Annotated in this window: 14 protein-coding genes and 1 pseudogene; 9 read left to right on the top strand and 6 right to left on the bottom strand. The window is 62.4% G+C overall.

The features are described from left to right. From ECTPHS_RS08745 to ECTPHS_RS08765, 5 genes and pseudogenes are all read right to left on the bottom strand, one after another. Positions 1-393: pseudogene (locus ECTPHS_RS08745) on the bottom strand (hypothetical protein); the annotation flags it as partial. Positions 394-634: 241 nt separating this feature from the next. Beyond that, positions 635-2,656: a TonB-dependent siderophore receptor gene (locus ECTPHS_RS08750; RefSeq protein ID WP_008932371.1), complete on the bottom strand. Its 2,022-nt coding sequence runs from the start codon at positions 2,654-2,656 to the stop codon at positions 635-637. 89 nt (positions 2,657-2,745) lie between these two features. After that, a complete protein-coding gene (locus ECTPHS_RS08755) occupies positions 2,746-4,836 on the bottom strand; it encodes a bifunctional diguanylate cyclase/phosphodiesterase (RefSeq protein WP_008932372.1) in 2,091 nt (696 codons plus the stop codon). Then, on the bottom strand, positions 4,833-7,196 hold the full coding sequence (locus ECTPHS_RS08760) for an ATP-binding protein (RefSeq protein WP_008932373.1): 2,364 nt from the start codon (positions 7,194-7,196) through the stop codon (positions 4,833-4,835). Before ECTPHS_RS08760 ends, ECTPHS_RS08755 begins: the two co-directional genes overlap by 4 nt. After that, the gene (locus ECTPHS_RS08765) at positions 7,193-7,741 is read right to left on the bottom strand and encodes a YfiR family protein (RefSeq protein ID WP_008932374.1); all 549 of its coding nucleotides are present in this window, start codon (positions 7,739-7,741) and stop codon (positions 7,193-7,195) included. The genes ECTPHS_RS08760 and ECTPHS_RS08765 overlap by 4 nt, the downstream gene beginning before the upstream one ends. Positions 7,742-7,905: 164 nt before the next feature. Between ECTPHS_RS08765 and ECTPHS_RS08770 the strand changes: the two genes are divergently transcribed. From ECTPHS_RS08770 to ECTPHS_RS08810, 9 genes are all read left to right on the top strand, one after another. Beyond that, complete coding sequence (locus ECTPHS_RS08770) at positions 7,906-8,343, top strand: DUF1841 family protein (protein WP_008932375.1); 438 nt, start codon at positions 7,906-7,908, stop codon at positions 8,341-8,343. A gap of 395 nt (positions 8,344-8,738) precedes the next feature. Continuing rightward, positions 8,739-9,590 (top strand): RnfABCDGE type electron transport complex subunit B, encoded by an 852-nt coding sequence (locus ECTPHS_RS08775; RefSeq protein ID WP_008932376.1) that lies wholly within the window; start codon positions 8,739-8,741, stop codon positions 9,588-9,590. 131 nt (positions 9,591-9,721) lie between these two features. Beyond that, the gene (locus tag ECTPHS_RS08780) at positions 9,722-14,731 is read left to right on the top strand and encodes a 2-oxoacid:acceptor oxidoreductase family protein (RefSeq protein WP_008932377.1); all 5,010 of its coding nucleotides are present in this window, start codon (positions 9,722-9,724) and stop codon (positions 14,729-14,731) included. Positions 14,732-14,733: 2 nt separating this feature from the next. Next, positions 14,734-16,071 carry an electron transport complex subunit RsxC gene (rsxC, locus tag ECTPHS_RS08785; protein ID WP_008932378.1) on the top strand — a complete coding sequence of 446 codons (1,338 nt, stop codon included), beginning with the start codon at positions 14,734-14,736 and terminating at the stop codon, positions 16,069-16,071. Continuing rightward, a complete protein-coding gene (locus ECTPHS_RS08790) occupies positions 16,068-17,090 on the top strand; it encodes an RnfABCDGE type electron transport complex subunit D (RefSeq protein ID WP_008932379.1) in 1,023 nt (340 codons plus the stop codon). Before rsxC ends, ECTPHS_RS08790 begins: the two co-directional genes overlap by 4 nt. Next, on the top strand, positions 17,087-17,779 hold the full coding sequence (locus ECTPHS_RS08795) for an FMN-binding protein (RefSeq protein WP_008932380.1): 693 nt from the start codon (positions 17,087-17,089) through the stop codon (positions 17,777-17,779). Before ECTPHS_RS08790 ends, ECTPHS_RS08795 begins: the two co-directional genes overlap by 4 nt. A gap of 2 nt (positions 17,780-17,781) precedes the next feature. Next, entirely contained in the window at positions 17,782-18,441 is a 660-nt protein-coding gene (gene rsxE, locus ECTPHS_RS08800; protein ID WP_008932381.1) for an electron transport complex subunit RsxE, read from the top strand. After that, positions 18,431-19,021, top strand: coding sequence for an electron transport complex protein RnfA (locus tag ECTPHS_RS08805; protein WP_008932382.1), 591 nt, complete (start codon positions 18,431-18,433; stop codon positions 19,019-19,021). Before rsxE ends, ECTPHS_RS08805 begins: the two co-directional genes overlap by 11 nt. After that, positions 19,018-19,215, top strand: coding sequence for a hypothetical protein (locus ECTPHS_RS08810; protein ID WP_008932383.1), 198 nt, complete (start codon positions 19,018-19,020; stop codon positions 19,213-19,215). The genes ECTPHS_RS08805 and ECTPHS_RS08810 overlap by 4 nt, the downstream gene beginning before the upstream one ends. Before the next feature lie 24 nt (positions 19,216-19,239). Here the strand turns inward: ECTPHS_RS08810 and ECTPHS_RS08815 are convergent, their stop codons facing one another. Then, positions 19,240-21,618, bottom strand: a complete 2,379-nt coding sequence (locus tag ECTPHS_RS08815; protein ID WP_256364685.1) for a GGDEF and EAL domain-containing protein — start codon at positions 21,616-21,618, stop codon at positions 19,240-19,242. Between the last annotated feature and the right edge of the window lie 65 nt (positions 21,619-21,683).

Below are 21,683 nucleotides of genomic sequence, written 5' to 3' on the forward strand. Positions count from 1 at the left end.
TGCGAAAACGTGGGGATACTCCAGGGTCAGGGGCTGGGCGAAGTCATCATAGTCGATGGCATTGTTGTAGGTCTTCTGGCCCGTGGCCAGCACGGTACCGGCGGCGGCGGAGTCGGTGTAGTCCTCCTTGAGATATTCATAGCCGGCGAAGTGGTTGGGTCGGCCAGCAGTGGTACTGCCCACGGGCGTGGTATCCCAGGCCTGTTCAGGATCATAGGTCACCTGGGGAATGCCGGTGAAGGTGGGGGTGTTGGAGGTGTTCAGGGGCGGGGTGATCATGCCGAGTTTGACGTCGAACTGGTCATAGGGCTGCCGGCCTCGCTCGCCGTATTCCCAATAGCTGGCCATGTCCCAGGTCCCCCAGCTGGCGCCATCGGTGATCATCAGGATCACGTTTTTTGCCTGAGGATTTTGATCAGCCCGGTTTTTATCGGAATCGTTGTCGCTGGAGCAGCCATGCAGGGAGAATGCCGCCATCAACACTGCGATGGAAATCGCGCTTCTACGGAAGTTCATGCCATGCCTCGTGGTTTGGTGAATAAATCACCGAAAATCTAAGGCAGTCATGTTTAGCGATGGTTAGCCGTGCATGAAGATTGTGTAAAACCGCCTGGCCATGGCGGTTTTACACATTTCAGAAGCTGAGCTTCACCTGTCCATAGAAACCGCGACGGGTCTGGGACGGCAGGTAGGTGGGGGTCAGGGCGTAATATTCCGTGCGTTCGGAATCCAGCAGGTTCTGGGCTACCAGGGACAGTTCCAGACGCTTTTCCGGTCGCCAGGCCATTCTCAAGTCCATAGTGGTGTATGCGTCCATGGGTGAGAGGAAAGGTCGGGGACGCCTGTCCACGTGCCTGATCCACAGATCCATGTCCACTTGGTGACCGATGTTCCACGAACTGCGCAAGGATGCGATATGTCTGGGGATGAAGCTGGAAAAAAGGCGGTCGCCACCGGTGAATTCACCGGTATCGTTGAAGCTGTAGGCAAGTTGGAAACGCAGAGCTTCGCTGGTGCGCCAGTCACCCGTCAATTCCATACCCGTGACGGTGAGTTCGCCGCTATTGATGAATCGAGTAGGGGCTATCAGGTAGGCATCGTTTTCACCCATCAACAGCATGTTGGGATCCGTGATGGTTGTCGCCGCTCTGAGATTGTCATAGCGATGCACGAAAGCGGTCAGATCCAGATAGAGACCGGGAGAGGGGTGGCCGCGGTAACCTGCTTCGAAGGCCGTCAGACGTTCCGAGCCGTAGGCATCGTTGCCGCGCACCTCGCCCTGTATCGGCAGGTTTGCCAGGGCATCATCCACCGGTCGATCAAGCATGAATTGGCCCGGCCGGGCCACCGTCAGGATATAGTCCGCGGTGCGCTCGCCCCGGGACGGGATGCGTTTGGCACGGGACAGGGATGTCCAGAGGCTATGCCGGGGCGTCATGTTCCACAGTATTCGGATCGTGGGCTGGAATTCCGTGCTCGTGTAGCTGTTGTGATCCAGGCGCCCACCCAGGGTCAGGCGCAGACTTCGAGCCAGGGCGATCTCATCCTGGGCGAACAGGCTGGCGACATGCAGGGTTTCCCTGGACTGCTCGATGCGGGTGGTCAGGCCGCTGGAGATGCTGTCGTTGTACCAGCGATACCCGGCACCCCAGGTGATGGTATGTCGATGGGGAATATCCAGGCGTTGCTGGAACTCCAGGTCGACGATGTGTTGTCGCTGGTCTGCCAGCATGACCGCCTCCAGATCGGAGTAACTCCAGGAGGCGTTGACCCTGACTTCCGCATGTTCCGAGGTCTGCCGGATCAGTCCTGCCTGCAGGTCCAGGCCAGAGAATCGGTCGGTGATCCTCTCTACCCGTCGGTAGAAGGGGGGAGAGAGCGGATCCCTGACGATACCTATGGCGTCAGACTCGATATGGTAGGCATTCCCCGCCATCATCCAGTCTCCCCCTGTCTGTCCTCCATCCAGGCGAAAACCGGCGGACAGATGATCCGACCGATCATGGTGATCATCGCCGGTCTCGGTCAGGGAGTCGCGGCCCTCCCGGGTTTGCAGATACACGTTGAAACTCCGGTCTTCTCCCCAGGGGCCGCCCTGCCTCAACAGGGCGAACGGACCGGTATCGTTGCCGTAGCCCGCGCTGATCAGGGTGCCGTGAGTGGCATCTGAGGAGCGGGTGATGATATTGATGACTCCGTTGACGGCATTCACGCCCCAGACCGCCCCCCCTGGGCCGCGGATGACTTCGATGCGGTCGATGTTCTCAAGGGGGATTTGCAGGGTATTCCACAGCACGCCCGAGAAGTTGGGGCTGTAGGCGTTGCGCCCATCCACCAGCACCATGAGCTTGTTGGACAGGTATTCCGTGTGGCTGCGGATGGAGACAGCCCAGCGATCTGCACTGATACGAGCCACGTCCACCCCTGGGGCCAGGCGCAGTGCTTCCGGCAAGGAGCGTGCTCCAGAGCGGCGGATATCTTCGGCTGTGACGACATGCACGGCTGCGGCGACATCGGACAGGCGTTGGGATCGACGGCTGACGGAGATGACTTCCTGCTGGAGTAGATCTTCCAGAGACAGTTCCAGAAAGTGTTCGATGGCTACGGCCTGGGAGGATGGCAGGGCACAACCAAGCAGCAAAAAGGGGAGCACCATGGAAGGCATTCGCCTGGGATTTGTCGGTCTGCCCATGATGTGCTCACTCACTGAATGATCCCGGTGGAGGCCTCGGAACTGTGGCCTGTTCAGATCGAGGTTAGTCCATGGTTGTTTTTGTGCTTGTTCAGCAGTTCAAGAATCTGATCTGATGGCATGGGTTGACTGAAATAATAACCCTGCAGGGCATGACAGGACTGTTGTTTGAGTATTTCCGCTTGCTCCAGGGTTTCGACACCCTCGGCGGTCACCGTGAACCCCAGGCTTTCTCCCAGAGAGATGATAGCCTTGATGATTGCCAGGCTCTCCGTATCCTGGGGCAGACCGATGACGAAACTACGATCCACCTTGAGATTGTGCAGGGGGAGTCGCTTGAGATAGCTCATGGATGAATAGCCGGTGCCGAAATCATCAAGGGAAAACTTCAGGCCCATTTCATGCAGATCGTGCAGGGTTTGCAGGGTGGTGGCGCTTTCGTCCATCAGGGTGCTTTCCGTGATTTCCAGCTCCAGGTGATCGGCCCGCAGACCGGTGTCACGAAGAATATCCCGAACGATCTCTGTCAGGACGCCATCCCTGAACTGCACGGGAGAAAGATTGACCGCAACCCGCAGGGGATATCCTCGGGCATGCCAGTGCGCGACTTCCCGGCATGCCGTTCTCAACACCCATTCACCGATGGGGATGATCAGCCCGTTGTCTTCGGCCAGGGGGATGAATTCCATCGGCGGGATCATGCCCTGCTGGGGATGTATCCAGCGGATCAGGGCCTCGACCGACAGGATTCGCCCCGTGCCTAAATCCAGTTGAGGCTGATAGACGAGATAAAACTCCTTGGCTTCCAGGGCATGACGTAGCGCCGTTTCCATGTTCAGACGTCGCATGGCCTGATGCGTGAGGGCGGGGCTGTAAAATTGGGTGTTGTTTCGTCCCAGATACTTGGCATGATACATGGCGGTATCCGCATGCTTGAGCAGGGTGTCGGCATCCTTGCCGTCATCGGGATACACGGCAATACCGATACTGGCGGTCAGTACCATTTCCCTTCCCGCAACGATGAAGGGTTGGCGCATGAGTTCCTGTATCCGGTGGGCCACCGTCAGGGCGTCTTCGGGGTGGAGCATGTCCGGAATGATCACGGTAAATTCGTCACCGCCGAGTCGCGCCAGATTCATGCCGCGGGATTCATGCGATGGACGGGATACCGTATCGGTGGGGCGGACGCCCAGTCTCAGACGTTGGGAGGCATGCTGCAGCAGCATGTCACCGGTGGCGTGACCGAGGGTGTCGTTGATGTGCTTGAATCCATCCAGGTCCAGGAACAGCACTCCAAGCTGACTGTGATTGCTGCCTGCGCGGCGAATCTCGCCCTCCAGCCTTTCAATGAGGTGTTGGCGGTTTGCCAGTCCCGTGAGGGTATCGAAGTAGGCCAGTCGGTATATCTCGGAGTCGGCTTCCTTGCGCGCCGTGATGTCACGCACCAGACAGAGGGTTTCCTGGCTGTCGATGACCACGATTCGGGTTTCAAAGTAGCGCGGGGACTGATCCTGTCCCGGGAGCACGTACTCGATGCTTTGCAAATCTCCTTTCGCGCGCGCCTGCCTGACCGCGTCCAGATAGGCCCGGGCAACCTCGACGGGCAGATTGTGCTGGAGATGAGTGCCGGGTCGGGGGTGGGTGTGGTCATCCTGACCAGCGAGTCTGTCCAGCACCATGCCGTCATCGGTGAGGCGGAACATGATGTCCGGCAATGCGCTCAGGATGGCCGCGTTGCGGGCATTGGCCCGGTGCAGGGCAAGGCGCGTCAGGTGGGCACGCCACAGGTACTTCACCCGGTGTCCGATGAGGTTCCAGTGGATGGGCTTGGAAATGAAATCCGTGGCGCCCGCCTCAAAAGCCCGTGCGATGGAGTCCAGATCGTCCATGCCGGTGACCATGACGATCGGCAACTCATCACCGGCCTGCCGACGCAGGTGGATACAGGCCTGAAAGCCGTCCATGCGGGGCATGTCCACATCCAGCAGCACCATGTCGCAACGTGTTTGCTCAAACACAGTCAGCGCCTGCTCCCCATCCTGGGCGCTGAATGTGGTGAACCCTGCCTTTTCCAGAGCGGCGCTCATGAGCATGAGCGTGGTGATGTCATCGTCCGCCAGGAGAATTCGGGTCGTATCGGTCATGCTGCCGCCTGAATCCGATGGCGGATTTCATCCAGTGTCGCCCGCGAGAGCGACCGGAAATGCGCCAGCAGTTGTTCCGCGGCGTCCACGTTCTGGTTTCTGGCGCAGTTTTCCAGTTGTCGGCAGACTGTTGCAAGGCGCCAGGCGCCGACATTGCCCGAACTGGATTTCAGTGAGTGAGCGGCGCTGCGCAGTGAGTCGGTCTCTTTTGCCGCCACGGCGGTCTCGATCTGTTCAGCCAGTGAGGGGGCGGTGTCCAGAAAGGCCTGGAATACCCTGATGAGGAGGTTCTGGCCCGTGGATTCGCCCAGGCTCTCCAGTTCGGCGAGGGTCTGTGGGTGGAGGATGAGACCGTCGACAGACGCGTCCGGACATGGCGCCGGTTCTGCGTCGTCCACGGACCTATCAGCGGTGGTCGGAAGCCATTGTTGCAGGATGCCGCGGAGTTGTCCGAGGGTGTGGGGTTTTGACAGACAGGCCTGCATGCCGACAGCCAGGCACTGATGCCGCTCCCGTGGTAAGGCATTGGCGGTCAGTGCGATGATGGGCACGTTCCGGCAACCTGGTACCTTTCCCTGGCGTATCGCCGTGGTGGCCTGATAGCCGTCCATCACCGGCATCCGGCAATCCATCAGGATCAGATCGACCTTGATTGCGTCCAGCATGGCCAGTGCCTCTTGTCCATTATTGGCAATGCTGTAGCTGAGCCCCAGTTGCTCCAGCATGCTGCCGGCGACCAGCTGGTTGACTGAATTGTCTTCCGCCAGCAGGACGTGACCGTTCAGGGTTTGGGCGTTGTGGATGTCCCCTCGTGGCGGCTCTCTGCCCGTGGAGGGTTCTACCGGTGGATGCCCGTCGCCTGCCGCCAGACTCAAGTGGACAATAAATGTTGAGCCTTGTCCAGGGGTGCTGTTCATGCTGATGTTGCCCCCCATCAGTTCCACCAGGCGAATGCAGATGGCGAGTCCCAGACCGGTGCCTCCGTAACGCCGGGTGGTCGATCCATCCGCCTGGGCGAAGCGTTCGAAGATCTTCTCTCTGGCCTCGGGAGCGATCCCGATGCCGGTGTCTTTAATCTGAAGACGAACGGAGTCCGCCTGTCCGGGGATCCTGTCGATCTGGACGCAGACCTCAACGCCCCCCTGATGGGTGAACTTGATGGCATTGCTCAGCAGGTTGGTCAACACCTGCCGCAGCCTCAGCGGGTCGCCCTGAAACCATAGCGGTTGATCCTTCGGTGATAAATCCATCGACAGCGTCAGGCCTTTCTTCGCGGCCGACTCATGAAACAGGTTCACGCACTCACGGACCAGAGCGCCGAGATCGAAATCCACCGACTCCAAATGCATCTGGCCGGATTCCGCCTTGGAGAAATCCAGGATGTCGTCAATGATGCCCAGCAGCTGGCGACTGGCCTGGATGGCGGTTTCAGCATAGTGGCGCTGCCTGGTATCCAATGGTGTGCTCAGCAGCAGTTCGGTCAGGCCCAGCACGCCATTCATCGGGGTCCTGATCTCATGGCTCATGGTGGCCAGAAATTCGCCTTTTGCACGATTGGCCGCCTCGGCCGCTTCCTTGGCCTGGAGCAGCTCGAAGGTGCGCGCCGCCACTTCTTCCTCCAGCAACTCCTTCTGTCGGCCAAGCCGTTGATCCCGTTCCTGGATTTCCTCCAGCATGCTGTTGAAGCCCCGCGCCAGGGTGTTGATTTCCATAAGGTCGGCATCACCGGCGCGAACACTCAGGTCCGCGTCCTGGGTGACGCGTCTCATCAGCGCGGTCAGATTTGTCACCGGCTGGGTCACTCTGGCCCCCAGGCGGGTCATGAGCAATCTGCTGGAAAGCAGGGCGAGCGCGGCTGCCAGCATGGTGATCAGGATCAGTACCAGCATCTGCAGGTAAAGTGATCGCAGGCCGATGACAATCTGGATCGCCCCTAGCGTGTCGTCTTCCATGACGATCGGCTGAGTCAGCCGGACGGCGGTCAGTCCGTAGTCTGTGTATGGTGCCAGCTTGACCTGCTCATCGGCCCGGCTGGGGGTGGATTGATAGCGGGCGAAGGGGCGGCCATCCCTGTCGTAGATCACCGCTGCCTGGGCATCGGGGGAGTGGCGCAGGGAGGCGAGTAGGTCAAGGGCGGCCTTTTCGTCACCGAACAGCAGGCTGGCGGCGGCGTTCTCCGCCAGAACCCGTGTCTTGACCCGATTGGCGTCCACCAGACTGAGGAGATTGACGGTCAGGCCGCCCAGGATGGTGATCACGACCATGATCGTGATCGAGATTCCCAGGGCTGCGCCGTTGATGCGACGCAGCCGTTCCGCCAGGGTCAGGGAAGCGGCACCGGTCGAGGGAGCGGGTTTCATTGCTCCACCTCCGTGGCCAGGCGCAACAGTCTGGAGCTCAGGTTCAGGCCATGTGCCCGTGCCGCCATCAGGTTGGCTTCAAAGGCAATTCGGTTATGCTGCCTGACCATGTTGAGCGCCACGCCCTGACGCATGGCGCCCGGGGTATCGGCCACCGTCAGCACGGGCGCGCCTTCCAGGGTGCCTAGTATCTGCGGTAGTTGCCCTATCGCGGCGCTGCTGATGAATACCATCTGGCAGCTTTGGAGTTCGGTCAGTGTCAGGGTGTGGCGGGTGAGGATCGTGCGTGTCCCCACCGACCTGTGATCCAGCTTGGCCAGATCCTCGCCGAAGGGGTCGCGGCCATGGACGCAGAGGTAGAGTGTGTCTCCGACCTGGTCGGGCCATTCGGTGAACAGGGCGAAGTTGTAAAGAAAGGCCGCCTTGAGCTGGTACTCGGAGTACGGACCTGTCGTGCCCTGAGTGGGCAGGCAAAGGAAGAACGACAGACACAGCAGCCGGGTGAGCATTCTCATCTGCTGCACATCACCCAAGCGTGGCCGCATGTCTGTCTGCGCGCATCATCCAGGATCAGGATTGAAAAGGCCCGGCTCACCAGGCGTTGCCGGGCGAGGTTACTGCCATGAGTGTAGGTCAAGCCGGCGCCCTTGTCTGTACCAGGGTGGGGCGATAGGCTTGAGTCCCTCGTCATTCGGTCCGGATCCCCGCCATGTTTGCCAATCAGAGCCGAGAGCAGCTCAGACAGATGTATTGCCAGGTCTGGAGAAAGTCCCGGGCCGGGGAACCCTTGCAGCCGTTGGAACAGCAGATCGCCAGGGTGGTTCGGGATCATCCGGAGTATCAGGCCATGCTGGAGGCGCCGGAAGCCGCCTTGGCGGCAGAGTTCACGCCGGAGCAGGGTGCTGTCAATCCCTTTCTGCACATGGGCATGCATCTGGCCATCCGGGATCAGGTGGCCACGGATCGCCCCCACGGAGTTCGCGCGGCCTACGAGCGCCTGCTGCCCCGGCTCGGTCCCCTGGAGGCGGAGCACGCCATGATGGACTGCCTGGGACAGGCGTTGTGGGAGGCCCAGCGGTCGGGGCGGCCGCCTGATGAGGCCACCTATCTGGAATGCCTTCGCCGCGTCTCCACCCGGGGGGTATGACGCCGCCACCCGGTCGCCCGGCGACGGCGGATGTAGACAATTTTTCTGCGCGTCATGTGAGTTCGTGGCCCGTGCCCGGCGACGGCGGATGGCTGTCCGAGTCCAGGGGCCGCACGGGCGAATGAGAACCGATCACGCCCTATCTCCCTGTAGAAACTGAGTTTATGGCGCTCATGACTGGTTCCGGAATATCCCTGTAACCCTTGTGAATTCGCAAATCCCCTGCCGAAATAGCGATTTTTCATCGCCTTTGGTCTTTAATCCGCTTGACCCCGTCAGCGCCGCAAGGTACGTTTTGTCATCAATTGTTCACTGCACAAAAGCCTGGTTATTCACTAAGAAATGTGTTCACCGTGACTTCTCCGATCCTGCAAATAGCGCTGGCAAGCGGTTTCATGGCTGGTCTGGGCATACTCCTGGCCGGCATTCTGGCCATTGCCAATCGACGGCTCTACGTCTTCGAGGACCCGCGCATCGACCAGCTGGAAGACCTGTTGCCGCGCGCCAACTGCGGTGCCTGCGGCGTGGCCGGCTGTCGCCCGTTTGCCGAGGCCCTGCTGGAAGGCCGTCTGGAGCCGGCCCGCTGCACGGTGAACTCCACCGACATGAACCAGCAGATTGCCGACATGCTGGGTGTGGCCCTGGGCAGCCACGAGCGGCAGATTGCCCGCCTGGCCTGCGCCGGTGGTTCCCACGTGGCCGCCACCCGTGCCCGTTATCAGGGCCTCAAGTCCTGTCGCGCCGCCGCCCTGGTGTCCGGTGGCGGCAAGGGCTGCACCTGGGGATGCCTGGGGCTGGGGGATTGCGAGGTGGTCTGTGATTTCGACGCCATCCACCTGGATCGCTACGGCCTGCCGGTGGTGGACCCGGTGCGCTGTACCGGTTGCAATGACTGTGTGGATGTCTGCCCGAAGAATCTGTTTACCCTGCAGCCGGAAAGTCATCGGCTTTGGGTGGCCTGTCTCAACCATGATCCTCAGGATGAGGCCATGGCCCACTGCCAGGTGGTCTGCACCGCCTGCGGTCGCTGCGCCGCCGATGCGCCGGAGGGGCTGATCCGGATGGAGTCCAACCTGGCCGTCATTGATTACACCAAGAATGCCCTGGCCTCCCCCGTGGCTATTCAGCGCTGCCCCACGGGGGCCATTGTCTGGCTGGAAGGGCAGGCGCCCCGCAAGGGTTCGGGCGCCCGCAAAGTCACCCGCAAGGAACCACTGCCTCGCATGGAGCCCCTGCCGCGCGTCTGACCGCACGCACGGCAGCACCAGGGCTCGCCGGTCGACATGGCGTCGACCGGCCCTTTGGCATCCCCGCATGGAAGGCGCAGATACCGATTACAAAAACGTGACGGCCAGCGAGCCGGCAGGAGAGAAACGACATGCTGTTCAAGCGCAAGTCATCGCAGGGCTTCAAGTATCAGGGTACCCGCGCGGCCCTGGATGGCAATACCGCCGTCATCTATTGCGAGCGTGAGTCTTCCGATGCGGCGGGGGCCTACCCCATCACCCCGTCCACCCAGATGGGCGAGATGTGGGCGGAAGAGGTGTCCAAGGGGCACATCAACATCTCCGGCCGTTCCCTGGTGTTCATCGAGCCGGAATCCGAGCATGCCGCCGCTGCCGTCACCGCCGGTCTGGCCATGACCGGCATGCGGGCGATCAATTTCTCCTCGGCCCAGGGCGTGGCCTTCATGCACGAGTCCCTGTACGCCGCCGCCGGCAAGCGTCTGCCCTACATCCTCAATATTGGCTGCCGCGCCATCACCAAGGCAGCACTGAACGTACATGCCTCCCACGATGACTACCACTGCGTGGACGACACCGGCTTCTTCCAGGTATTCGCCAAGAATGCCCAGGAAGCGGCAGACCTGAACATCATCGCCCACAAGGTGGCCGAGCTGGCCCTGAACCCCGGCATCGTCGGTCAGGACGGCTTCCTCACCACCCACCTGATCGAGTCCATGAAGGTGCCGGAGCGGGAACTGATCGCCGAGTTCCTGGGCCGTCCCGATGACATGATCGACTGCCCGACCCCGGCCCAGAAGATGATCTTTGGCGAGAAGCGACGCCGCATCCCGGCCACCTGGGACGTGGACAACCCCATGGTGTCCGGTGCCCTGCAGAACCAGGACGCCTACATGCAGCAAGTGGCGGCCCAGCGGCCCTACTTCTTCGACCACGTGGCCGAGCTCACCGATCAGTGCATGGAAGAGTTCTATCAGCTCACCGGTCGGCGCTATGCCCGCGCCTCCGGCTATCGCACCGACGATGCCGAGTACCTGATCGTGGGGCAGGGCAGCATGGTGGCCACCGCCGAGGCCGTGGCCGATTACCTGCGCGAAACCCGGGGCATCAAGCTGGGCGTGGTGAACATCACCATGTTCCGTCCCTTCCCCGGCAATCTGCTGGCCGCCCTGCTCAAGGGCCGCAAGGGCGTGGCCGTGCTGGAGCGCACCGACCAGCCGCTGGCGGAAGACCTGCCGCTGATGCGCGAGACCCGCGCCGCCCTGGGCAAGGCCATCGAGAACGGTCTGGCCGGCAAGGGCGAGGCCCTGCCGTATCCCGACTATCCGGCCTTTGATCGCAACGGCGACATTCCTCGCCTGTACTCCGGTGCCTTCGGCCTGGGTTCCCGCGACCTGCAGCCCGAGGGGCTGATCGCCGCCGTGGAGAACATGCTGCCCGAGGGCGGCAAGCGCACCTTCTTCTATCTGTCGGTGGATTTCATCCGCGACCAGGCCGCCAGCCCCAAGCAGGAACTGCACCAGCAGGCCCTGCTGGAGGCCTATCCCAACATCAAGAGCATGGCCCTGCGGGGTTCCGAGAATCCGAGCCTGATGCCCGAGGGCGCCATCGCCGTGCGCTTGCACTCCGTGGGCGGCTGGGGTGCCATGACCACCGGCAAGAACCTGGCCATGACCCTGTTCGACCTGCTGGACTTCCACATCAAGGCCAACCCCAAGTACGGTTCCGAGAAGAAGGGCCAGCCCACCACCTACTACCTCGCCGCGGCGCCGGAGCCCATCCGCATCAGCAACGAGCTCAAGCAGGTGGACGTGGTGCTGTCCCCCGATCCCAATGTGTTCGATCACTCCGATCCCCTGTCCGGTCTGAACAAGGGTGGCGTGTTCATCATCCAGTCTTCCCTGGAGAACCCGGAAGCGGTATGGCGCAGTTTCCCGCCGGCGGCCCAGCGCTATATCCGTGACAACGAGATCCGCGTCTTCTATCTGGACGCCTTCAAGATCGCCCGCGACGAAGCCTCCAACGCCGATCTGCAGTTCCGCATGCAGGGCATCGCCTTCCAGGGTGCCTTCTTCGCCGCTTCCCCGGTGATGCAGCGCAAGAACCTCACCGAGCAGACCCTGTTCAAGGCCATCGAAGAGCAGTTGCAGGAGAAGTTCGGCAGCAAGGGCGCCCGTGTGGTGCAGGATAACCTGCGCGTGGTGCGGCGTGGTTTCGAGGAACTGGTGGAAGTCACCGAGAAGCAGCCCACCACCGACAACCTGCCGGCCCTGGCGGATCGCAGTGCACCGGAAATGCCGGTGATGCTCAAGCGCATGCCTCAGTCCCTGAGTGCCTCCGGCGACATCCATCGCTTCTGGGAGCAGACCGGCAGCTTCTATCTCTCCGGTCAGGGCAATGACAACCTGGTGGACCCCTTCATCGGCATGTCCCTGATCCCGGCCTCCACCGGCATCTTCCGCGACATGACCCAGATCCGCTTCGATTATCCGGAGTGGCTGCCGGAGAAGTGCACTGCCTGCGGCGACTGCTACACCGTTTGCCCCGACAGCGCCATCCCCGGCCTGGTCCACACCCTGGGCGAGGTGTTCGAAACCGCCGTGCGCCGTATCGAGATCGGCGGCAAGCCCACCCGTCACCTGCGCCGTGCCGTGCGTGACCTGGAAAAGCGTCTGCGCAATGCCCTGACCCAGGCCGGCGACGGTGCCGACGTGCGCGCCGAACTGGACTTTGCCGTCACCCATCTGCTGGCCGAGACCGACCTGCAGGGTGATGACAAGAGCCGTCTGGAAAAGGAACTGGGCTGGCTCAAGGAGTCCATCGGCGACTTCCAGTTCGCCGCCACCCGTCCCTTCTTCAGCGCCATGGAAAAGCGTGCCAAGGGCAGCGGCGGTCTGTTCTCCTTGACCCTCAATCCCTACACCTGCAAGGGCTGCATGGAATGCGTGCGCATCTGTGAGGACCAGGCCCTGGTGGTGACCCCCCAGACCCCGGAAAGCGTGGACACCATGCGCCGCAATTGGGACTTCTGGATGGACCTGCCCACCACCCGTCCGGACTACATCCGCATCGAGGATCTGGACGAGGGCATCGGCGCCCTGGAAACCCTGCTGCTGGACAAGAAGGCCTACGGTTCCCTGAACTGCGGCGATTCCGCCTGCCTGGGTTGCGGCGAAAAGACCACCGTACATCTGTTCACGGCCACCGTGACCGCCCTGATGCAGCCCCGCGTCAAGGCTCAGCTCAAGAAGCTGGATGATCTCATCGGCCGGTTGGAACAGCATGTGCGCCTGAAGCTGGCCGAAGGCATGGATCTGTCCAATGTCCAGGCCGTCAACCAGGTGATCGGCGAGCATGCCGACAAGGATCTGACCCTGGCCCGCCTGTCCACCGCCCTGGATGCCGGCGGCAGCCACACCGTCGATCCGGACTGGCTGCAGTGGATCACCGGCGTGCTGGCCAAGCTCAAGGACCTGCGCTGGCGTTATCTGGAAGGGCCTTCCGGTCGTGGCCGTACCGAGATGGGTGTCATCAACGCCACCGGCTGTACCTCCGTGTGGGGTTCCACCTTCCCCTACAGCCCGTATCCGTTCCCCTGGGCCAGCCATCTGTTCCAGGACACTCCGTCCATGGCCATGGGCATCTTCGAAGGCCACATGGCCAAGATGGCCGAGGGCTTCAAGGCCATCCGCATGGCGGAACTGGAACTGGCCGGTACCTACAACCCGGTGGAGCATGAGCCCTTCTTCGCCCAGTTCAACTGGGAGCAGTTCAGCGACGAGGAATTCCACCTCTGCCCGCCGGTGGTGGGGATCGGTGGTGACGGCGCCATGTACGACATCGGCTTCCAGAACCTGTCCCGCGCCCTGATGTCCGGCATGCCCATCAAGGTGCTGGTGGTGGATACCCAGGTGTACTCCAACACCGGCGGCCAGGCCTGTACCTCCGGCTTCATCAGCCAGGTGTCCGACATGGCTCCCTACGGCAAGGCCTGGAAGGGCAAGGAGGAGATCCGCAAGGAGATCAGCCTGATCGGCCTGGCCCACCGCACCAGCTACGTGATGCAGGGCGCCATCTCCCATGTGACCCACCTGCTGGAGAGCTTCATCGAGGGCCTCAATGCCCGTCGTCCGGCCCTGTTCAACGTCTATGCCGTGTGTCCGCCGGAGCATGGGGTGGGTGACGATGTGGCCTTCGCCCAGTCCAAGCTGGCGGTGGAGTCCCGTGCCTATCCGTTGTTCCGCTACAACCCGGACAAGGGCGTGACCTTCCGTGAGTGCTGCACCCTGGAAGGCAACCCGGCCATCGATCAGGACTGGCCCACCTACACCCTGAAGTATCAGGAAGAGGACGGCGGCGAGGCCACCATGGAACTGCCCATGACCTTTGCCGACTTCGCCCTGACCGAAGGCCGCTTCCGCAAGCACTTCCGCAAGGCGCCGGTGGAGACCTGGAACGACGACATGGTCCCCATGGCTGAGTTCCTGACGCTGTCCGAGGACGAGCGGGAAGGTCGCTTCCCCTATGTCTGGGCCGTGGATGCCAAGAACCGCCTGACCCGGGTGCTGGTGTCCGAGGAACTGGTGCGTTCCGCCGAGGAACGACTGGAATTCTGGCATCAGCTCAAGGGGTTGCTGGGACTGGATCACGAGGTGGTGGATGTGGACGCCGTGGCGGCCCAGACCCGCGCCGACATGGCCCAGCGTCTCTCCAGTGCCCTGCTGTCCCTGGTCAGCGGCGAGGGCGCCGCGAAGCTGGCAGATACCCTGCAGGCACCGGTGCCTGCACCGGTGGTGATTCCTGCCGCCCCGGCGGCACCGGCACCCGCCGTGTCGGCGGCGCCGGTCAATGGCAGCAACGGCAACGGTCATGCCGCCCAGGGCAACGGACTGGAATACGAGCCGGTCTGGGTGGAGACCACCGAGTGCACCGCCTGTGACGAGTGCGTGCAGATCGCTCCCGGCGTGTTCGCCTACGACGACAACCGCCAGGCGGTGGTGACCAACCCCCAGGGGGCGCCGTACAAGGACATCGTGCGGGCCGCCGAGAAGTGCACCGTGATGGCGGTGCATCCGGGTACCCCCTTCAACCCCAACGAGCCCGATGCTGAAAAGCTGATGAAGCGGGCCATGAAGTTCAACTGACCATGGGCCTCCTGTCATTTCTGACGGGGCTCACCTTCCCCCGGGGGGTTCATCCCCCCGGGCTGAAGGAAGATACCCGTGACAAGCCCATTCGTCGGTTGCCCTTTGCGCCCCGCGTGGTAGTCCCCCTGCAGCAACATTTCGGCCGGCCTGCCCGGCCCCTGGTGGTCAAGCACCAGGAGGTACTGCGGGGGCAACCCGTTGCCGAGGCGGATGGTTTCGAGTCCGTGACCCTGCATGCCCCGGTGACCGGGGTGGTGGAGGGGATCGAACTCATGCCCACCGCCCGGGGACCCAAGACCGAAGCCATCGTGATCCGTACCGCGCCCGGTGACAGCCAGGCCATCCACTGGGCACGGCCCCTGGAGTTGGAGCGACTCAACCGCCCTCAGCTGATCCAGGCGATTCAGGATATCGGTCTGGTGGGGCAGGGGGGGGCGGCTTTCCCGACCCACATGAAACTGTCGGTGCCGGATGGGCATGACATCGATACCCTGGTGGTCAACGGGTGCGAGTGCGAACCCTATCTCAGTGCCGATCATCGCATCATGCTGGAGCAGACCGATGCCGTCATTGCCGGCATCCGTATCGCCATGAAGGCAGTCGGCGCCACTCGTGCCGTCATCGGTGTGGAGGATGACAAGCCCGATGCCATCGCGGCCCTGCAGGCCCGATTGGACAAGGAAGGCCCTATCTCCGTGGGCAAGGTTCGCAGCAAATACCCCCAGGGCTCGGAGAAGATGCTCATCAAGGCCCTGCTCAAACGGGAAGTCCCTTCCGGGCATTTCCCGTATCACATCGGGGTGGTGGTCAACAATGTGGGCACCATGGCCCAACTGGGTACTCTGTTGCCCCGAGGCGAGGGTCTGGTGGAGCGGGTGGTGACCGTGGCCGGTCCCGGCATTACCCGTCCGGGGAATTACCGGGTGCCCATCGGCACTCCGCTGCGCTATCTGCTCCAGCACGTGGGGTTCACGGGCAATGACGCCAGCCACATCATCCTGGGCGGACCCATGATGGGCAATACCGTCTCATCCCTGGACGTGCCCATCACCAAGGGAGTGTCCGGTGTGGTGGTGTTGCCCGATCCGGAAGACGAGGACGTTCGCATCCAGCCCTGCATCCGCTGTGGTCGTTGCGTGGAAGCCTGTCCCGTGGGTCTGAATCCCTCCGATCTGGGCAAGCTGGCCGCGGTACGCCAGTACGAGGTGATGGAGGAGCGCTATCACCTCAATGACTGCTTCGAGTGCGGTTGCTGCAGCTATGTCTGTCCTTCCAACATCCCCTTGGTGCAGTACTTCCGCATCGCCAAGTCCCTGAACCGGGAGCGCCTCAAGTGACCCCGCTGAAAATCGAACTCAAGACCTCGCCGCATTTGAAGCAGGCGGGCAGCGTGGAGCAGATCATGCGCCACGTGACCTATGCCCTTTTGCCCATCTGCGCCTTCTCGGTCTATCACTTCGGCATCAGCGCCCTGGCGCTGATGATCACCACCGTGGTGACCTGCGTGCTGACCGAGCATCTGTTCGCCAGGCTCTCCGGCAAGCGCAGCAGCGTGTCCGATTTCAGCGCCGTCATTACCGGCCTTTTGCTGGCCCTGACCCTGCCGCCCTCCTTCCCCCTGTGGATGGCGGCCCTGTCCGGCTTTATCGGCATTTCCCTGGCCAAGGTGATGTTCGGCGGCATGGGTTACAACCTGTTCAACCCGGCCCTGGTGGGACGGGCGTTTGCTCAAGCCGCCTTTCCTGTTTCCGTCTCCACCTGGACGGTGCCGGGTCATCCGGACCGATTCACCGAGTTCCTGCCGTCCACCCTGGCCATGCCCTTCACCACGCCGGCGCCGGTGGATGCCTGGACTACGGCCACGCCCCTGGCCCAGTGGAAGTTCGAAGGCGTCCATGTGGACACCTGGTCCCTGTTCACCGGCATGACGCCGGGCTCCGTGGGGGAAACGTCCGCCATCCTGATCCTGCTCTGTGGCCTCTATCTGATCGCCCGGGGCATGATGAACTGGCGCATTCCGGCGGCGGTGCTGGGCAGTGCCTTCGTCACCGCCTCGGTGTTCTACTGGATGGACCCCACGTTCTATCCCACGCCCTGGTTCGTGCTGCTGTCCGGCGGCCTGATGCTGGGGGCCATGTTCATGGCCAGTGACATGATCGCCTCGCCCATCACCCGTTCCGGTATCTGGATCTACGGCATCCTGATCGGCTTCCTGGCAGTGATCATCCGCTTCTTCGGCGGTCTGCCGGAGGGGATCATGTACGCCATCCTGCTGGGCAATGCCATGGCGCCGTTGATCGAGCGTATCACCCAGCCCAGACCCTACGGTACCCGCAAGCGGAGGGACGCGGCATGAGCAGTACCCCCCAGACCACTGCCGCGGAACGCCCGGCACCTACCTCCAGCTTCAAACTGGTGGCCACCCTGGGTCTGATCGCCCTGTTCTCGGGGCTGCTGGTGGTGAGCGTGTTCGAGTTCACCAAGCCCTATATCGCGGAAAACCAGCGCCGGGCCCTGGAGGCCGCGGTATTCCGGGTGGTGCCCGGCGCGGTGACCCGCCAGGACTTCGTGCTCACCGCCCAGGGCCTGTTCCCGGCGGCGGAGGCTCCGGCCCCGGGGCAGCGGGTGTTTGCCGCCTACGATGCCGAGGGAAACCTGCGGGGCATTGCACTGCAGGCCTCGGCCCGCGGCTATGCGGATGTGATCCGCGTCCTCTACGGTTATGACCCGTCCTGTCAGTGCATTGTCGGCATGACCGTGCTGGAATCCCGTGAAACCCCCGGCCTGGGTGACAAGATCGAGACCGATGCCCGATTCGTGGCCAACTTCGAGCGTCTGGATGCCCGCCTCAACCCGGCCGGTACCGGCCTGGCCCACGCCATCGTCACGGTGAAGCAGGGTGACAAGGAACATCCCTGGCAGATCGACGGCATCACCGGGGCCACCATCTCCGCCAATGCCATCGGGCGCATGCTGAACGACAGTGCCGATACGGTACTGCCGCAACTGGCGCCGTATTGGGCCATGCTTGAAGGAGGCGCCTGAACATGGCGGCCAATACCGAAAAACCCATCACCCTGGATACCTTCCTGATTGGTCTATGGCGGGAGAATCCGGTGTTCGTCATGTTGCTGGGCATGTGCCCGGTGCTGGCGGTGACCAACTCCGTGGTCAATGCCCTGGCCATGGGGCTGGCCACCACCTTTGTGCTGTTGTGCTCCACCGCCCTGGTGGCGCTGCTGCGGCGGCATATCCCCAAGGAAGTGCGCATTGCCGCCTACATCGTGATCATTGCCACTTTCGTCACCGTGGTGGATTACCTGATCCACGCCATCAGCCTGGAGATCTATCAGGCCCTGGGTGCCTTCATCCAGCTCATCGTGGCCAACTGCATGATCCTGGGCCGGGCCGAGGCGTTTGCCTCCCGCAACCGGGTGAGTACCACCCTGGTGAATTCCCTGGGCATGGGGGTCGGCTTCACCATTGCCCTGTTGTGCCTGGGGTCCGTGCGCGAACTGCTTGGAGCCGGTACCCTGCTGGGCATCCCGGTGTTCGGCGAAAGCTTCGAACCCTGGATCATCATGTTGTTGCCGCCGGGTGGCTTCTTCGTCCTGGGGGCCTGGCTGCTCCTGTTCGCCTGGGTCAAGGAACGACAGCTCAAACAGAAGATGACCGGCGCCGGGGAGGCGGGTGTCCATGCACGCTGATTCACTGACCTATATCTTTCTCAATGCGGCCATCATCAACAACTTCGTGCTGGCCCTGTTCCTGGGCATCTGCCCCTTGCTGGGGGTATCCGGCAAGATCAGCACAGCCTTTTCCATGGGGCTGGCCACGGCTTTCGTGATGCTGATCAGCTCGGTGTCGGCCTGGTTGATCAATGAATTCCTGCTGTACTTCAATCTGGAGTTTTTGCGCCTGATCGCCTATATCGCGGTGATCGCCTCGGCGGTGCAGCTGGTGGAGATGACCATCAAGAAGTTCAGTCCGCCCCTGTACCGGGCGCTGGGGATCTTCCTGCCCCTGATCACCACCAACTGCGCCATCCTGGGCGTGGCCCTGTTCCAGACCAACTACGAGTACAGTTTCAGCCAGTCTCTGGTGTACAGCCTGGGAGCCGGCGCGGGCTTCATCATCGCTATCGTGCTGATGGCGGGGCTGCGGGAGAAGCTGGAACTGGCGGATGTGCCGGCCATCGCCCGGGGCGCGGCCATGAGCCTGATGCTGGCGGGTATCCTGTCTCTGGCCTTCATGGGCTTTGCGGGGCTGGGCGGCAGCACGGCATGAAGACCTATCTGCTGGCGGTGGGCCTGATCTTCCTGATGTTCACCGGCTGGGTGCTGGTACAGGCGGCGGCCCGCCGTCTGGCCCAGCGTCATCCGGAGCTGGGTCCGTTTCGGGAGGGAGGGGGATGCGGTACGGGTCAGTGTGGCTGCGGTTCGCCCTGTGACAAGGCCCGGGACGCGCGCGACACCCGCTGACCCACCCCGTCCGCGGGCTGGGTCTCAGGCGGCAAACCGGGTTTCGATATCGGCCGCCGCCACCGGGCGGCTGAACAGGTAGCCCTGCCCCACCCGGCAGCCGTGTTTCAGCAGGAACTCCCGCTGGGCGCTGGTCTCCACCCCCTCGGCAATGACCTCCAGACCCAGGTTTCCGGCCAGGCCGATGATGGCCCGGATGATGGCGGCATCTTGCGGATGGGCGGCGGGATCATCTGCCAGATCCCTGACGAAGGACTGATCGATCTTGAGGCTCTGTACCGGCAGGCGCTTGAGATAGTTCAGGGAGGAATAGGCGGTGCCGAAGTCGTCGATGGAGATGCGAAAGCCCATGCGGGTCAACTGGGACAGGGTGTCGATGGTCTGTTCCACCGAACTCATGGCGGCGCTTTCGGTGATCTCGAACTCGATCAGCCGGGTGTCCACCTCGTACTCCTCCATGATCCCCATGATCCGTTCCAGCAGATCCGACTGATGGAACTCCCGGGGAGACAGGTTGACGGCCAGGGGCAACAGGGGACGGCCACTGGACTGCCAGGCTTTGAGCTGCAGGCAGGCCAGTCTGAGGACTTCCGACCCCAGCTCGATGATCAGTCCGGTTTCTTCCGCCAGGGGAATGAATCTTCCGGGCATCACCATGCCCCAGTCCGGATGTTGCCAGCGGATCAGGGCTTCCATGCTGAGCATGCGGTTGTTCCGCATGTCCATGCAGGGTTGATAGTGAAGCAGGAATTGCCCCTGTTCCAGGCCGCATCGCATGGCCTGCTCCAGTTGCATGCGCTCATGGAGCTGGTCGTCCAGATCGCGGGTATAGAAGTGGTAGCTGCGCGGTCCCTGTGCCTTGGCCCGCGACAGGGCGATATCCGCGTGTCGGATCAGGTCTTCGGCACGATGGCTGTCGGTGGGGTAGATGGCCAGGCCGATGCTGAAGCCGGTGACCAGAGGGGTTTGACCCAGCGTAATGGGCTGGGTAAAGGCCATCTGCAGCTTTTCCACCACGGGTATCACATCCCGGGGGGCATGGAGTTGGGTCAGCATCAGGATGAATTCGTCGCCGCCAAAGCGCGCCACCGTATCGCCTTCGCGCAGCAGCCCCTTCAGACGCTCGGCCACCATGCGCAGTAACTGGTCTCCCTGTCCGTGGCCGAGGGAGTCGTTGACGGTCTTGAAATCGTCCAGGTCCAGGAAGGCGACGGCGAGCAGGGTTTTGTCCCGGCGGGCCTGAACCAGGGCCTGGCCCAGGCGATCCATCATGAGACTTCGGTTGGGCAGCCCGGTGAGCGTGTCATGGAAGGCCAGGAAGTCCAGTCGATCCGTGAGCTGCTTGCGGTCGGTGATGTCTTCCGCGAGCTTGATGTACTGGACGATGGTGCCGTCCTCTTCGCGCACCGGGTAGATGCGGGCCTGTTCCCAGTAGGTTTCCCCCGATTTCTTGCGGTTGCGGAATTCACCTTCCCAGGTATGTCCTTGTCGCAGGGTGAACACGAGATTCTGGTGGATCACTTCCTCAATGGGCGTCTGGGCCAGGGCGCGGGCGTTGACGCCCAGCATTTCCTCCGGGGCGAAACCCGTGACCTCGCAGAAACGCCGGTTGACGTACTGTATGGCGCCGTCCGGGTCGGTGATGACGACGATGCTCGGACTCTGATCCACGGCAAAGGCCAGACGTTGCAGATGCCCCTCGGTGCGGCGCCGTTCGGTGATGTCCAGGTGTGAGCCCACCATGTGTGACGGTCGACCGTCCGGTCCATGGATCAGCGAGCCCTGGGCCAGTATCCAGCGGTAGGAACCATCCCTGTGGCGCATGCGAAACTCCATGACATAGCGTCGTCCATCGGCGCATTTCAGGTACTCGGCCACCTGCCTTTCCGTGGCTTCCCGGTCATCGGGATGCAGCAGCGCCAGCCAAGTGGTGTAGTCGCTGCCGATCTCTTCCTGGGTATAGCCCAGTTGCGTCTTCCATTCCGGTGAGTAGTACACCTCGCCGGTCTGTAGGTCCCAGTCAAACAGGCCGATGCGCCCGCCCTTGATGGCTTCCTGAAGACGCAACTGATCCAGGAGCCTTTCCTTGCGTTCCGTGACGTCCCGCAGATAGACCACGGAGACTTCCCAGCCTTCCATGCGCATGGGAACGGCCCGCAGATCGGCGGACAGCATGCCCCGGGTGGCATGGGCGATCTCGATCTCGGTGGGTTCGCCGGCGGTCACCACGAAGCCGAAGACTTCTCCGTGCAGGTGCTCGACGGTGCAACCGAACAGGTGGGCCGCCGCCTGGTTGGCGTATTGAATCACACCCTGAGCGTTCAGTAGCAGGATGGCGTCGGAAGCCTGCTCCACCATCTGCTCAAAGTGCTGGGCGGCGGGTGCGTGGAGGGTTGCCGGGATGTGTTCGGTGGATGGCTTGTCGGCCGGAGACTGGGGGGGGCTGGCTCATGGACGTGGAGATGACT

The organism is Ectothiorhodospira sp. PHS-1 (assembly GCF_000225005.1).
Classification (GTDB): Bacteria; Pseudomonadota; Gammaproteobacteria; order Ectothiorhodospirales; family Ectothiorhodospiraceae; genus Ectothiorhodospira.

What these genes read in the sequence shown, in the direction of transcription:
- ECTPHS_RS08770 (WP_008932375.1), top strand. Translation starts at nt 7,906, where the DNA reads ATGTTTGCCAATCAGAGCCGAGAGCAGCTCAGACAGATGTATTGCCAG.
- ECTPHS_RS08750 (WP_008932371.1), bottom strand. Translation starts at nt 2,656, where the DNA reads ATGGTGCTCCCCTTTTTGCTGCTTGGTTGTGCCCTGCCATCCTCCCAG.
- ECTPHS_RS08810 (WP_008932383.1), top strand. Translation starts at nt 19,018, where the DNA reads ATGAAGACCTATCTGCTGGCGGTGGGCCTGATCTTCCTGATGTTCACC.
- rsxE (WP_008932381.1), top strand. Translation starts at nt 17,782, where the DNA reads ATGGCGGCCAATACCGAAAAACCCATCACCCTGGATACCTTCCTGATT.
- ECTPHS_RS08775 (WP_008932376.1), top strand. Translation starts at nt 8,739, where the DNA reads ATGGCTGGTCTGGGCATACTCCTGGCCGGCATTCTGGCCATTGCCAAT.
- ECTPHS_RS08805 (WP_008932382.1), top strand. Translation starts at nt 18,431, where the DNA reads ATGCACGCTGATTCACTGACCTATATCTTTCTCAATGCGGCCATCATC.
- ECTPHS_RS08795 (WP_008932380.1), top strand. Translation starts at nt 17,087, where the DNA reads ATGAGCAGTACCCCCCAGACCACTGCCGCGGAACGCCCGGCACCTACC.
- ECTPHS_RS08755 (WP_008932372.1), bottom strand. Translation starts at nt 4,836, where the DNA reads ATGACCGATACGACCCGAATTCTCCTGGCGGACGATGACATCACCACG.
- rsxC (WP_008932378.1), top strand. Translation starts at nt 14,734, where the DNA reads ATGGGCCTCCTGTCATTTCTGACGGGGCTCACCTTCCCCCGGGGGGTT.
- ECTPHS_RS08780 (WP_008932377.1), top strand. Translation starts at nt 9,722, where the DNA reads ATGCTGTTCAAGCGCAAGTCATCGCAGGGCTTCAAGTATCAGGGTACC.
- ECTPHS_RS08760 (WP_008932373.1), bottom strand. Translation starts at nt 7,196, where the DNA reads ATGAAACCCGCTCCCTCGACCGGTGCCGCTTCCCTGACCCTGGCGGAA.
- ECTPHS_RS08765 (WP_008932374.1), bottom strand. Translation starts at nt 7,741, where the DNA reads ATGCGGCCACGCTTGGGTGATGTGCAGCAGATGAGAATGCTCACCCGG.